This window comes from Sporosarcina sp. G11-34, from assembly GCF_026931025.1.
In genome coordinates, this window is sequence record NZ_JAHNZW010000014.1 from 12713 (window position 1) to 27712 (window position 15000).

Below are 15000 nucleotides of genomic sequence, written 5' to 3' on the forward strand. Positions count from 1 at the left end.
GCTTTCAATAGACGAATGAAAGACTGAACTTTATCCCAAGTCTTGGATGATCTAAGATTCGATTTTTTCGTTGAAACAAAGAGAAATCGTTTCCGATAACGTATAATTAATATTAAAGATAGCTTTATTGATGACACAAGTATTCTAGGGAGGAATAGAAAAAATGCCGCTTGAAAACGAAGAGCAATGGATGACAACAGACCCTTTAGTTGGATTAAGTGAAGAAGAAGCTCGTAATAGGTTAGAGAAATACGGCGCGAACAAGTTGGTAGGCGCAAAGAGTCGCTCATTACTTGAACGGATTTTCTCTCAGATTAACAATGTGCTCATTTATGTGTTGATTGTCGCGGCGGTAATATCCGGCTTACTTGGTGAACTCGTGGACTCAATCATTATTGGACTGGTCGTCGTTATCAACGCGATTGTCGGAGTCATTCAAGAATCGAAAGCTGAAGAAGCGTTGGAAGCATTGAAAAGTATGACTACACCCAAAGCACTTGTACGCAGGAATGGGGAACAGCAAGAAGTCCCATCCGAAGATGTTGTTCCTGGAGACGTTATCGTACTTGACGCAGGCAGATACGTTCCGTGCGATATTCGACTCACGGAATCCGTCAATTTGAAAATAGATGAGGCTGCACTGACGGGTGAATCCGTGCCTGTAGACAAAGATGCGGGTTTCACTGGAAATCGTACATTGCCCATTGGAGATCAGAAAAACATGGCGTTCATGTCGACGCTCGCAACATACGGACGCGCGACCGGGATTGCTGTAGCAACGGGTATGGCGACCGAAATTGGAAAAGTTGCCGCAATGCTCGAGAAAGAATCGGATAACGAAACGCCTCTTCAAAAAAGTCTCGCCCAGTTGGGCAAATATTTAGGTATCGCCGCGATCCTTATTTGTGCCTTGATTTTTGGTATCGGTATTTTACAAGGGCGTGAAATTTTTGACATGTTTATGCTATCTGTGAGTCTTGCAGTTGCTGCAATTCCAGAAGGTATGCCCGCAATTGTTTCCATCGTCCTTGCAATCGGTGTTCAACGGATGATTAAGCAACATGTCATTATAAGAAAACTACCAGCGGTTGAAGCACTTGGTTCAGTGAACGTAATTTGTTCAGATAAAACAGGAACATTAACTCAAAACAAAATGACAGTCATCGAGTTTTTTACAGACGGTTCTTTTTATAATTTGACGGAAGCAAGCGAGGACGATCATGTTCACCAACTGCTTTTTGAAAATATCACTTTATGCAATGACGCCACATATTCCAGTGAAACTGAAACGGGGGATCCGACTGAAATTGCTCTTCTTGTTGCGGCAAATCGGTTTGAACTTAAAAAGAATGAGCTTAACGATAAGCATCCCCGGATAGATGAAATTCCTTTTGATTCCAATCGAAAACTTATGACGACAATTAATGCGTACGACGGGATTTCTTATGTGCATACAAAAGGTGCAATCGATGGATTGCTAGTAAAATGTACCCATTATGAAACAGCGGAAGGCCCCAAGCCATTGAATGAAGATGCCGAAAAGCTCATTTTGGAACATGCTTCGAGGATGTCTAATAAGGCCCTTCGTGTATTGGGATCCGCATATAAAAAAATAGAACAAGTGCATTCGATGGACCCGGAAAGTATTGAAGAGAAGCTAATCTTCATCGGTCTTGTAGGGATGATTGATCCTCCCCGTGAAGAAGTGAAAGAAGCGATTAAAGTAACAAAAAAAGCAGGCATTCGAACAGTAATGATTACGGGAGATCACCGAGATACAGCATTTGCGATTGCGCAGGAACTTGGCATTGCGGCAGACAAATCAGAAGTGATTGATGGAAAAACGCTTGAATCGCTTACGAAAGAACAATTGATTGAAAAAAGTGGGTATACGAATGTCTATGCTCGGGTTTCTCCTGAACATAAAGTGAAAATCGTGCAAGCGCTCAAAGCAAAAGGAAATACCGTTTCGATGACGGGCGACGGCGTAAACGACGCGCCTTCTTTAAAAGCAGCGGATATTGGCGTGGCGATGGGAATTACAGGAACGGATGTCGCCAAAGGTGCCTCGGATATGATTTTGACAGATGATAATTTTGGATCTATTGTAAAGGCCGTTGAAGAAGGGCGTACAATTTACCGTAACATTAAAAAAGCAATTATTTTCTTATTGTCTTGTAATTTGGGTGAGATTATTGCGCTGTTTACAGCCATTCTTCTCGGTTGGCCCGTAATCCTACGTCCAGTTCATATTCTTTGGGTGAACTTGGTGACGGATTCATTTCCTGCACTTTCGCTTGGAGTAGATCCTGAAGAAGCGGATGTTATGAAAGAAAAACCGCGTCATCGAGATGAAAGTATTTTTCATGGAACGATTCCGTTCTTACTATTAAATGGTTTGTTAATTGGGGCAATTACATTGGTTGCATTTACAATTGGTGTTTATTCATCAGGTGCATATGAAGGTAGCATCCTATTACTAGGGTCTGAAACAATTTCTGAAAATGCAATTATGCACGGACAAACAATGGCATTTCTAGCGCTTAGCTTCTCACAGTTATTTCATTCGTTGAATTTTAGGTCAATAAATCGTTCAATATTCAAAGCGGGTATCTTTAAAAACAAGTTTCTTATCTATTCGATTTTACTAGGAATCACACTGCAAGTAGCAATTGTCTCCATTGGACCGATTGCAAAATTATTTAGTGTGCATTCACTTGGTTTTACGGATTGGGCACTAATTTCCGCTTTAAGTCTCTTGCCACTAGTTGTGAATGAATTGACTAAGATTTTCAGAAAGTAGGTCGTACAAACAAAAAAGGGGGTTCGCAATTTACGAACCTCCCTTTTCTATTAGTCTGCTTTACAAATCCAACCTCCAAAGATGTTTGTCGTGAAGAACTTGGCAATTTTACCAAACCCGGCTTCTTGCAGCAAGCGAGCAATTTCCTCTTCTGGAAGAAAAGATAGTCCAAGTACAGCTTTCTCCATTTCATCCACATCTGCTTCAGTCAAGTCTGTCGAGTCGAGCCAATACGTTTTCCACAAAACAAATAACTCATCAAAAGCGGGGGTATTTGCATCTCCATACATGGACGCCAACACAAAAGGTGCGCCAGGTGATAGATGTTGTCTAATTTTCTTTAATAGATGTAATTTTTCATCGTTGTCTGGAATAAAGTGAAGGACGAGCATACACGTCGCCGCATCGTATATCTTGCCGATTTCTACGTCATCAATTGTTCCTTCTATAAATTCCACTCGGTCTGTCATTTTTAAATCGATTGCTTTCATTCTCGCAATGTCGAGCATAGGTGGCGCGGGATCGACCGCGGTGAATGTCCAATTAGGATTTGTCGGTCCAAACGCGGTGAGTTCATTGCCACCGCCAGCGCCAATGAGTAAAAGATCTGCATGTTCTTCTGTATGCGCGCGGAGATAGGCTTGTACAAGCCTGAACATGGCATCGTAAGTCGGTAGTGTTCGCCGTACTCCTTTGTCATACTCTGTGGCCATATCTTTATCGAATGTCATTTTTTCCGTCATGTTATCAAATCCAATCATTCGTAATACTATACTATTTCGTCAAAAGAAAGAAGAATCCTTTGTACTATCAGAGTTTTCCAACTCCCTATTTATTTCATTCGTGCTATGCTACGATAAATAAATAGAATTGTTTTTTTAAAGGGAGTGGATTTCATGTGGGGACATGCTGAAATAAAGGAACAACTGCAAGTAATCGATGGGAAGAAAGCGCCTGATCTTGTCATTATTAATGCCGATTATTTACACTCAATTTATAAAAAATGGATGACAGGAAATATATGGGTAGCGGGCAATCGGATTGTTTACGTTGGGAAAGAAATGCCAGAAATCACTGAGGGCACTGAAATATTCGATGCGGTTGGCAAGAAGATCGTACCAGGCTATATCGAACCTCATGTCCATCCATTTCAATTATACAATCCACTAACGTTTGCGGATTATGCGGCGGGGCTTGGAACGACGACATTTATTATGGATAACCTTACTTTTTTCATGAACCTTGATAATGAAACATCGTTTTCATTTCTCGATCAATTGAACGAATTGCCGTTTTCATTTTATTGGTGGGCACGTTTTGATTCCCAGACGGTCCTTCAAAATGAAAGTAAGTTATTCAACGAAAAGGATATTGCTGAATGGCTAGAGCGTTCTGATGTGTTAATGGGCGGCGAATTAACCGGCTGGCCAAGACTGATGCATGGGGATCCGAACATGTTCGCTTCCGTTCAAGCCGCAAAACGGGCGGGTAAAAAAATTGAAGGGCATTACCCCGGTGCATCTGAACGGACATTAGCGCGTATGCGACTACTTGGGACGGACGGTGATCATGAAGCGATGACAGTGGAAGAAGTCGAATCGAGGCTTCTGCATGGCTATGCCGTCACGCTTCGTTACTCATCCATAAGACCGGATCTTCCGCATTTATTAAAGGACATTGTCGACAAAAATCTAAATGTGTTCGATCATCTGATGATGACAACAGATGGCTCTACACCGTCATTTTATAGGGACGGCGTGATGGATAAGTGCATCCGTACGGCAATAGAAGCAGGGGTGCCGCCAATCGATGCATATTTAATGGCGTCGTACAACGTCGCACGCTATTATGATATGGCAGACTTGCACGGAGTTCTTGCAACGGGGCGTTATGCGACGTTAAATGTCTTGAACGATGAGTTGGATCCTGTACCGACAGATGTGCTGTCAAAAGGAGTATGGTTGAAACAAGCCGGTGAATCGACACAATCACTTGGTACAATTGACTGGACCACGGTTGGACAGTTTGCACCAGCGTTCAGCCTGGAAGAATCGGACTTTGTCTTCAATGATTCTTTAGGGGTCGAAATGGTGAATGATGTCATTACAAAACCATACGATGTGACGGTGGACACGTCTGTCAATAAGCTGGCGGATGATCATGACGAAAGTTTTCTGATGCTCATCGACCAATATGGAAAGTGGCGCGTAAACACGATGATTAAAGGTTTTGCAACAAGTTTAGAAGGCTTTGCCTCATCTTATTCAAACACTGGGGATATCATTTTAATTGGAAAAGATAAAAGCGAGATGCTGAATGCATTTAATGAAGTAAAGCGGATAGGCGGCGGCATGGTGCTTGCGGAAAACGAAGGGATTGTGACAACGCTTCCACTCCCAATCGGCGGTGGATTATCAGCAGAACCATTGAAAATCCTTATTCCGCAAGAATTGGAAATGAAAGCGGCTTTGAAAGAGCGCGGATATCATCATGTGGACGCGGTGTACACGCTGTTGTTTCTACAATCAACCCATTTGCCGTACGTCCGTATTACACAAATGGGAATGTATGATGTATTGAATAATAAAGTACTGATTCCGGTTACGGAAAGATAGGAGAAATCGATGAAAAGGAAAATAACTACGTGGCTTATTATAGCACTAGCAACGTTGTTACTTGTGGCATGCTCGACAGAAGGAAAAGGAGAAAAACCTGAAACGCTACCTTCGAAAGAGGATAAAGAAAGTATGGGGACAACGTATACGTTTCCATTTACAGGAATTTCGTCAGAAGAGGAAACTACAAGACGCCCTGTTCTTGCAACGATTAATAATCATCCGCTCGCGAGACCTCAATCGGGTATAAGCGATGCAGACATTGTCTATGAATTTGTTGCGGAGGGCAATGTGACGAGGCTTCTTGCATTATTTCAAAGTGAGTTGCCCGAACAAATCGGCCCGATTCGTAGCGCAAGAGATTACTTTGTCGAAGTGGCAAAAGGATTGGATGCCTTTTACGTTGCGCATGGATATAGTCCAGATGCGTTAGCCCTTCTCCAAAGTGGCTATGTTGATAGTATAAATGGCATGCAATACGATGGGACTCTTTTTAAACGTTCGACGGATCGAAAAGCACCTCATAATTCCTATATATCAGGGGAAAATATTCTTAAAGCTGAACAGGACACAAATGCTTCGATGGAAATGAACAAAGCGCCTTCGCTTTCTTTCCATGAATCTATTGAAAGTGCTAAAATAGGAGATAGTGCAAGTGAAATGGAAGTTCGCAATGGCTCACATCCAAACTTTACGAGTACATATTCGTATAATGAGGAAAAAGGTTCGTATAGGCGGACTGTCAACGACATTGTGACAATCGATCAATTGAATGATAAAGAAGTGGAAGTATCCAACGTGATTGTGTTTCAAACAGCCCATCGGACAATAGACGATGCCGGGAGACAAGTAATCGATCTTGAATCGGGTGGTAAAGGACTGCTATTCCAGGCGGGGGTCGCAAAAGAAATCGAATGGAAAAATATCGATGGCATTCTTACTCCGATAGAAAATGGAGTTACCGCGAAACTTGTTCCTGGTAAGACATGGATTCATGTCGTTCCAACGCAACCCGACTTAGACGCTTTGGTTACCTTCACCCCTTGATAAAGTGAAACTTCAATTAGAGAGAGGTAAAAAGTATGCAAATAGACAAAATCCGTGGAGAACAAACGAATCAGTTATTTAAGGCAATGCTTGAGCTGAAGGACCTCGATGAATGTTATGAGTTTTTTGATGATCTTTGTACAATTAGTGAAATCCAATCGCTTGGTCAGCGGCTTGAAGTGGCGCAAATGCTTAAGTTGAAAAATACGTATGATACAATCCAACATGAAACAGGTGCAAGCACGGCAACGATATCACGAATCCGCCGCTGTGTGGATTACGGTTCTGGTGGATACAATAAAATACTAGGCCGACTTTATCCTGAAATAAAGGAAGTTGTCGACAAAAAGTAAGTTTTGATCATTTAGAACTGGACGGAGAAAGAATCCGTCCGGTTTTTTTGCTATAATAAAGGAACGAACAAAAAAGGACTAGGTGGTTGAATATGGATTTTACTAAATGGCGTCATGCCTTTAAATTAGACCCGGCAAAATCAGTGACAGATGAAGAAATTGAGCTTCTTGCGGAATCTGGAACGGATGGAATTATTGTCGGTGGAACGGACGGAATTACGCTAGATAACGTACTTGACTTACTCGTGCGGATTCGTAGATACGCTGTTCCGGTTGCACTCGAAGTGTCGACGGTTGAATCGGTCACGCCAGGTTTCGATTATTACTTTATTCCAACCGTTCTTAATTCGACAAAAGCGGAGTGGATTAACGGCATCCACCATGCGGCCCTACGTGAATACGGCCATATGATGGACTGGGATGAAATTATTACAGAAGGCTATTGCATTATGAATATAGATTGTAAAGCGGCACAGCTGACAGGTGTTAGCAAAGTGCCTGACGAAGAAGACGTTATCGCATATGCGCGTATGACGGAGAATCTATTTAAATTGCCAATCTTTTATATGGAGTATAGCGGTACATATGGTGATCCAGAAATCGTTCGTGCTGCGGCGAATGTACTCGAAAACACGAAGCTTTTTTACGGCGGTGGGATAACAAATGCCCAAGATGCGAAAACCATGGGAGAAATTGCACATACAGTGATTGTTGGAAATGTCATCTATGATGATTTCAAAGCTGCACTTTCAACGGTAGATGCAGTGAAATCCGTTTCCAAAAATGCGTGAAAAAGTGTATGATGAAGAACGAACGTTCTGAGAGGCGGTATGATTATGAAACAAATAGCGGAAAACTTACTTACAGGCATGAACCCCGAACAGGCGCGTGCGGTAAAAAAAACAGAAGGTGCATTGCTCATTATGGCAGGTGCCGGATCAGGTAAAACACGTGTCCTAACACACCGGATTGCATACTTAGTCGTTGAAAAAAGTGTGTATCCTTCAAATATATTGGCCATTACATTTACGAATAAAGCAGCACGCGAAATGAGAGAACGAATCGACGGATTGCTTGGTGCTGGAACTGGCGAGCGCATGTGGGTATCGACATTCCACTCGATGTGTGTACGTATTTTACGAAGAAATGTCGATCGAATTGGGATTTCAAAAACGTTTTCGATACTTGATTCTGGAGATCAACTAACTGTCATTCGCAATGTGTTAAAAGATCTTAATCTTGATCCGAAACAAAATGATCCACGTGCCATGCTAAACGCAATTAGCACAGCGAAGAACGAATGCATCGATGCAGAAATGTACCGCAGCCGCATTAGCAATTTCAATCCATACGAAAAAACAATTGCAGACGTCTACGATGGTTATTCGAAACGATTGAGACAAAACCAATCCTTCGATTTTGACGATTTGATTATGATGACGCTCGTTCTTTTCGAGCGCGTACCGGACGTCCTCGAATATTACCAAAACAAGTTTCAATATATACATGTCGACGAATACCAAGATACCAATAACGCCCAGTATAGGCTCGTTAATATGCTGGCGGACAAGTTTAAAAACTTATGTGTTGTAGGCGACTCGGATCAGTCCATTTACGGATGGCGCGGTGCGGATATAGGCAATATTATGTCTTTCGAAAAAGACTATAATGATGCTGAAGTGATCATGCTTGAACAGAACTATCGCTCCACAAAACGAATCCTTCAGGCGGCTAACGACGTCATTACAAATAACCGTAGCCGTTACGACAAAAAACTTCGTACGGACAATCAAGAAGGCGAAGCGATTTACGTCTATAAAGCAAACGACGAAAAAGATGAGTCACAGTTCGTCGTTGGAAAAATTCTTGAACTACAAAAAGAAGAGCAGTTAAAGTTGGACCAATTTGCAATTTTATATCGTACAAACGCCCAATCACGTGTCATTGAAGAGTATCTTTTAAAATCGAATCTTGATTATACAATTGTAGGCGGAACGAAATTCTATGAGCGCAAAGAAATTAAAGATTTACTTGCTTATTTGCGCTTAATCGCCAATAACTCGGATGATCTTGCACTCGCACGTGTCATTAACGAACCGAAAAGAAGTATTGGGGCGACGTCATTCGAACGCATGGCACGCTTTGCAATGGATCATGATCGGACGATTTTTGATGCGCTTCAGGAAGTTGATTTTATGGGGCTTACCCCTCGTGCGGCTAATGAAGTGGCGAAATTCCGCGATTTAATTACCGGATTTACAAAAATGCAAGATTATTTATCCGTGTCTGAACTTGTCGAAGAAGTGCTCGACAAGACGGGTTATCGTGAAATGCTTCATCGTGAAAAGTCCATCGAATCAGAAAGCAGACTTGAAAATATCGAGGAATTTCTTTCAGTAACAAATTCGTTTGAAGAACATTCTGAGGACAAGTCGCTCGTTGCGTTTTTGACCGATTTAGCACTAATTGCCGATATTGATTCGCTTGATAAAGATGAAAATAAAAATACAGAAAAAGTTGTCTTAATGACAATGCATGCTGCTAAAGGACTTGAATTTCCAGTTGTTTTCATCATTGGTATGGAGGAGAACGTTTTCCCGCACTCCAGATCGATGGGGGATGATGATGAAATGGAAGAAGAACGCCGACTTGCCTACGTTGGAATTACACGTGCGGAACAAAAACTGTATTTGTCTTCCGCTAGATACCGGACATTATATGGGCGTGCAAGCTATAATAATCCGTCCCGTTTCATCAGTGAGATTTCAGAGGATATTACGGAAGTGCTTTCTGCAAATAATAGCTTTTCAATCGGTACTTCACCACGTAAAAAAGGAGCAGCACCTGTACGTCCCGCAGTCAAAAAACCTGTCTATAAGTCAAGTGGCGGAGAGAAGATGGGCTGGAACCCTGGCGATAAGGCGTCTCACAAAAAATGGGGCGTTGGCATGGTCGTCAGCGTAAAAGGAACAGCCGATGACGTAGAGTTGGATATTGCATTTCCAAACCCAGTCGGCGTAAAAAGACTACTGGCCAAGTTTGCGCCAATCGAAAAAGTATAAGTATATAAGTATGAAATAAAGTATCTGCCTAAAAACACTTGGCGCTAGCGGTAGCCGTTTCAACAGTTTTCCATTTGGAGGAAAATATTTATTTCAACATACGTAGCCAAGGAGGAAACTAAAAGATGGAAAAAAAAGAACTCATGGAACGAGTGGAAGAGCTGAATAACCTTCTTCACAAATATGGCGAAGCCTATTATGTACAGGATAAGCCACTCGTTACCGATGCAATATACGATGCGTATATGCAAGAGTTACTAACAATCGAATCAGAATTTCCCGACCTGGTTTATCCAGACTCACCAACACAACGTGTCGGTGGAGAAATTCTATCTGGCTATGGAAAAGTAACGCATGAATTTCCGATGCTTAGTTTGTCGAATGCATTTAATGAAGAAGAGCTTCGAGACTTTGATAGAAGAGTACAAGCCCTTGCAGGGGATAAAGTATCCTATGTTTGTGAATTGAAAATTGATGGCCTTGCCATTTCACTAAGGTATGTTGACGGGAAATTTGTGCAAGGGGCTACACGGGGAGATGGAACCGTTGGAGAGGATATTACGGCCAATCTGAAGACGATCCGTACCATTCCACTCCAACTCAAAGAACCCATCTCGATTGAAGTGCGTGGGGAAGCCTATATGCCGAAAAATGCTTTTGTTCAGTTAAATGAAAACCGAGATGAAGCGGGAGAGGAACCGTTCGCGAACCCGCGAAATGCCGCGGCGGGTTCACTTCGCCAACTTGACCCGAAAATAGCTGCGAGTCGTAATCTAGCCATTTTTGTGTACGGAATTGCTGGAGACGGAACTGAATATGGCATCGATAGCCATTCAGACGCACTGGATTATTTGGATAGACTTCATTTTGCAACAAATCAGGAAAGACAACGCTGTGCGACGATTGACGAAGTAATTGAATACGTAGAGAAGTGGATTGAAATTCGTTCCGACTTGGATTATGAAATCGACGGTATTGTTATTAAAGTCGATCTTTTTGAAGACCAAGAACAACTTGGGTTTACAGCAAGAAGTCCAAGATGGGCGACCGCTTTTAAATTCCCGGCAGAAGAAGTTGTCACAAAACTAATAGACATCGAGTTAAGCGTAGGTAGGACAGGCGTCGTCACACCGACAGCAATCCTTGAGCCAGTACTCGTCGATGGGTCGACGGTAGGACGTGCTTCCCTTCACAATGAGGATCTTATTAAAGAAAAAGACATTCGAATTGGAGACACCGTTGTCATTCGAAAAGCGGGGGATATCATTCCGGAAGTTGTCGCGCCTGTCATTGAAGAAAGAACCGATGATGAACAACCATTTGAAATGCCACGAAATTGTCCGGCATGTGATTCGGAACTGATTCGGATTGAAGGAGAAGTAGCTGTTCGGTGTGTCAATCCAAAATGTCCAGCGCAGATGAAGGAAGCAATTATCCACTTCGTTTCACGCAATGCTATGAACATCGAAGGGATTGGAGAACGGGTTGCCGAACAATTGTATGAAGCAAACCTTGTCCATGACGTTTCAGATTTATATATACTTACAAAAGAACAGTTAGTTGAACTGGAGCGAATGGGCGAGAAATCCGTTTCGAATTTACTAACAGCCATTGAAAACTCAAAAGAAAATTCACTGGAAAAAGTGTTGTTTGGATTAGGGATTCGTCATGTGGGCGAAAAAGCGGCACGCATTCTTGCTGAAGAATTTGGCTCGCTTGAAGCACTCATAAAAGCAGACACGGAAAAACTGATTTCAATCCATGAAATCGGTGAAAAAGTAGCGGACTCCTTAATAACTTACTTCGCCAATGAAGAAGTTCTAGAAGTATTGCGAAAACTAGAATCTTATGGTTTGAATCTGCTCTACAAAGGACTCACACGGCAAGACGTTCCGGCGGATAGTGTATTTTCCGGAAAAACAGTTGTCCTAACAGGAAAGTTGTCTATCTTGACCCGAGGTGAGGCGAAAAGTAAAATTGAAGCGCTAGGTGGTAAAGTAAGCGGCAGTGTTAGTAAAAAAACAGACCTCGTTATTGCTGGTGAAGATGCCGGTTCAAAACTAGCGAGAGCCGAAGAACTTGAAATTACCGTTTGGAATGAAGCGCAGCTCATCGAAGCGTTAGATAAAAAGGAGTCCGCAGTATGAAAAGATTGTTAATAATGCCAAGTCTTTTATCAATCCTTCTCATAGGAGGGTGTATCCCTTCATTTGGAGAAAAAGAAGAGGTTATTCAAGATGGTGAAACAGATGTGGAAGAGATGGTAATTATTCCAGAAGTGCAGTTAAAAGATGCATATTACCGAACGATCTTACCATTTAAAAAAGGTGCAAGCCGTGGTTATACGGGAAGCACAAATACGAAGTACGATGTAAAAGAAGCGGAAGAAGGGCTATTACGTCTATCTGCACAAACTTTCGATACGAAGACACATTTCTTTCAAGAAGGGCAGTATATTAACGAGAAAACAGCTAGGCTTTGGCTTAGTAGAAAATCAGAAGAAAATGAATTAGGTCTAAACCCTTCTATAAAAGAAGGGATGAGTGAAGAAGATATCGCAAATGATGCGCCAGTTTACCTTGCACGTATTGTAGAACAAAACTATCTCGTATTAACGGATGATAATAAAGTTCAACTTGCGGGAATGTCGATTGGGCTTACCCTTAATACTGTCCATTATTCGAAGAGTGGAACGGAAACGACGATTTCAAAGGAAGTAATCGAGGCTGAAGGGATGAAACTCGGCGAAGAAGTCATTCGTCGCCTTCGCGCAGAAGAAGGACTTGGTGACATTCCAATCGTTATCGGGTTATTTAAACAAGAAAAACGGAACTCAATTGCCCCTGGTTCTTATTTTGCAAAAACAGTTGCAGAAAAAGGAAAAGCGACCCCGTCGGGATGGAAAATTGTCGATGAAGAGTATGTTTTATTCCCAGCAGCAACGAATGATGAAAAGTTTAGGGAAACAGACACTGCATTTCGTAATTTTAAGCAAGCAATCGACGATTACTTTCCAAGTTTCGTCAACGTAATTGGTAGAGGCTTGTATACGGACGGTTCACTAAGATCACTTGAGGTTGAAATACCGATCCAGTTTTTCGGAACAAGTGAGACGATTGGGTTTACACAATATATGACGGGGCTCGTAGTTAAGTATTTTCCAAACGTTCAAACGGAAGTCAGCATAACTTCAGTTAATGGACCGGAAGCACTTATTGTAAAAGAAGCGGGAAATGAAGAACCTTATGTTCATATATATGGTCACTAAACTTGTGTGACTTTCCAACTTTTTTCTAAGATGGTATGATAAATAGCACGGCTTGAAAGATGAGGAGGAGAAAAAATGACTGAACTAACGAAAGAAGAACTGATTCATGTGGCAGATCTTGCACATCTTGCGATTACGGATGAGGAAGCTGCGGCTTTTACAAAGCATCTTGCGGGTATCATTCAAATAGCGGATGAATTAACTGAACTGAATACAGAAAACGTGGTTCCAATGACACATGCGCTTGAACTTACAAATATTATGCGTGAAGACGTACCAAATGATGTACTAGATCGTGAAGAAATGTTGAAAAGTGTGAAGGAACATAAAGGCGGTCAAATTAAAGTACCGACAATCCTTTAATAACTAGATTGAGGAGGGGAAAAGATGACGTTATTCAATAAAACGGCTAAAGAACTTCAAACGCTGTTACATAATCGGGAAGTTTCGGTCAAAGAATTGACGGAAGAATCGTTTACTCGAGTTTCCAAAATAGATGGTGAAGTACAAGCATTTCTTGCACTGAATGAAGAAGCAGCAATTGCTAAGGCAGAAAAACTAGACGAACAACCGATGGATAATCGGGGACCACTTTTTGGATTACCAATTGGACTAAAAGATAATATTGTAACAAAAGGACTTGTGACAACATGTGCAAGCCGCATGCTTGAAAACTTTACACCCGTATACAATGCAACTGTTGTCGATAAACTAAACGATGCTGGCATGGTCAATATCGGGAAACTCAATATGGACGAGTTCGCAATGGGTTCTTCAACAGAATCATCAATCTTCAAGACAACACGCAATCCATGGAATCTTGACCACGTACCAGGAGGTTCTTCAGGCGGCTCAGCAGCAGCTGTCGCGGCTGGTGAAGTACCTTTCGCGCTTGGGTCGGACACAGGCGGTTCCGTCCGTCAACCGGCCTCGTATTGTGGTGTAGTAGGTATGAAACCAACATACGGACGTGTATCTCGTTCAGGACTTGTTGCATTCGCGTCTTCACTGGACCAAATTGGACCACTGACACGAACTGTAGAGGATAATGCATTGCTACTAAATGCAATTGCGGGTCTCGATGCAAAAGATTCTTTATCATCTGCACTAGACGTGCCTGATTTCAGCAGTGCACTTACAGGCGATATTAGAGGCATGAAAATCGGTGTACCGAAAGAATATATGGGCGAAGGCATTAGCGAAGATGTAAAAAATGCAGTGATGGACGCGTTAAAAGTTCTCGAATCGCTTGGCGCAGAGTGGGAAGAAGTATCTCTTCCACATTCGAAATACGCACTTCCGGCATATTATCTTATTTCATCAGCTGAAGCGTCTTCCAATTTTGCACGTTTTGACGGCGTACATTATGGCTTCCGGACAGAACACGCTCAAGACTTGGAAGAATTGTACAAAAAGTCTCGTGCTGAAGGTTTCGGTGACGAAGTGAAAAGACGTATCCTTTTAGGAACGTATACACTGAGTGCCGGACACCATGAAACGTACTTCGAGAAGTCTCAACAAGCACGTACATTAATCACGCAAGACTTTAAAAATGTGTTTGCTAAATACGATGTAATCATTGGACCAACAACGCCTGTACCAGCATTTAAAATTGGCGAAGTTATTAAAGATCCATTAACGGTGTATACAAATGACGTATTGACTGTTCCAATTAACCTTGCTGGCGTACCAGCACTTTCGGTTCCTTGTGGGTTTTCAAACGGCCTTCCACTCGGTTTACAAATCATCGGAAACCATTTTGATGAAGCGACAATTTATAAAGTGGCGCATGCGTATGAAAAAGCGACTGATTTCCATACACGCACTCCCGCCATATGGGAGGGGAAATAAA

The 15000-nt window shown here is 42.1% G+C and carries 11 protein-coding genes; 10 read left to right on the forward strand and 1 reads right to left on the reverse strand.

The window, feature by feature from the left end; all coding sequences use genetic code 11:
- The first annotated feature begins 163 nt into the window (after positions 1–163).
- Positions 164–2803 (forward strand): cation-translocating P-type ATPase, encoded by a 2640-nt coding sequence (locus KSU66_RS17100; protein WP_269052674.1) that lies wholly within the window; start codon positions 164–166, stop codon positions 2801–2803.
- A 50-nt stretch (positions 2804–2853) separates the two neighbouring features.
- Here the strand turns inward: KSU66_RS17100 and KSU66_RS17105 are convergent, their stop codons facing one another.
- Entirely contained in the window at positions 2854–3564 is a 711-nt protein-coding gene (locus KSU66_RS17105; RefSeq protein ID WP_269052675.1) for a class I SAM-dependent methyltransferase, read from the reverse strand.
- A gap of 135 nt (positions 3565–3699) precedes the next feature.
- Here KSU66_RS17105 and KSU66_RS17110 point away from each other — a divergent pair, with 135 nt between their 5' ends.
- The 9 genes from KSU66_RS17110 (at position 3700) to gatA (ending at position 14999) form a co-directional block, all read left to right on the forward strand.
- Positions 3700–5418, forward strand: a complete 1719-nt coding sequence (locus tag KSU66_RS17110) for an adenine deaminase C-terminal domain-containing protein (RefSeq protein WP_269052676.1) — start codon at positions 3700–3702, stop codon at positions 5416–5418.
- A gap of 9 nt (positions 5419–5427) precedes the next feature.
- Positions 5428–6465 carry a DUF3048 domain-containing protein gene (locus KSU66_RS17115; RefSeq protein ID WP_269052677.1) on the forward strand — a complete coding sequence of 346 codons (1038 nt, stop codon included), beginning with the start codon at positions 5428–5430 and terminating at the stop codon, positions 6463–6465.
- Between the two features lie 35 nt (positions 6466–6500).
- Entirely contained in the window at positions 6501–6818 is a 318-nt protein-coding gene (locus tag KSU66_RS17120) for a YerC/YecD family TrpR-related protein (RefSeq protein ID WP_269052678.1), read from the forward strand.
- A 92-nt stretch (positions 6819–6910) separates the two neighbouring features.
- Entirely contained in the window at positions 6911–7609 is a 699-nt protein-coding gene (locus KSU66_RS17125) for a heptaprenylglyceryl phosphate synthase (RefSeq protein ID WP_269052679.1), read from the forward strand.
- Positions 7610–7654: 45 nt separating this feature from the next.
- The gene (gene pcrA, locus KSU66_RS17130; protein ID WP_269052680.1) at positions 7655–9880 is read left to right on the forward strand and encodes a DNA helicase PcrA; all 2226 of its coding nucleotides are present in this window, start codon (positions 7655–7657) and stop codon (positions 9878–9880) included.
- Between the two features lie 125 nt (positions 9881–10005).
- Entirely contained in the window at positions 10006–12027 is a 2022-nt protein-coding gene (ligA, locus tag KSU66_RS17135) for an NAD-dependent DNA ligase LigA (protein WP_269052681.1), read from the forward strand.
- Positions 12024–13148 (forward strand): CamS family sex pheromone protein, encoded by a 1125-nt coding sequence (locus KSU66_RS17140; RefSeq protein ID WP_269052682.1) that lies wholly within the window; start codon positions 12024–12026, stop codon positions 13146–13148. Before ligA ends, KSU66_RS17140 begins: the two co-directional genes overlap by 4 nt.
- Before the next feature lie 75 nt (positions 13149–13223).
- Positions 13224–13511: an Asp-tRNA(Asn)/Glu-tRNA(Gln) amidotransferase subunit GatC gene (gene gatC / locus KSU66_RS17145; RefSeq protein ID WP_269052683.1), complete on the forward strand. Its 288-nt coding sequence runs from the start codon at positions 13224–13226 to the stop codon at positions 13509–13511.
- 24 nt (positions 13512–13535) lie between these two features.
- A complete protein-coding gene (gene gatA / locus KSU66_RS17150) occupies positions 13536–14999 on the forward strand; it encodes an Asp-tRNA(Asn)/Glu-tRNA(Gln) amidotransferase subunit GatA (protein WP_269052684.1) in 1464 nt (487 codons plus the stop codon).
- The last annotated feature ends 1 nt before the right edge of the window (position 15000 follow it).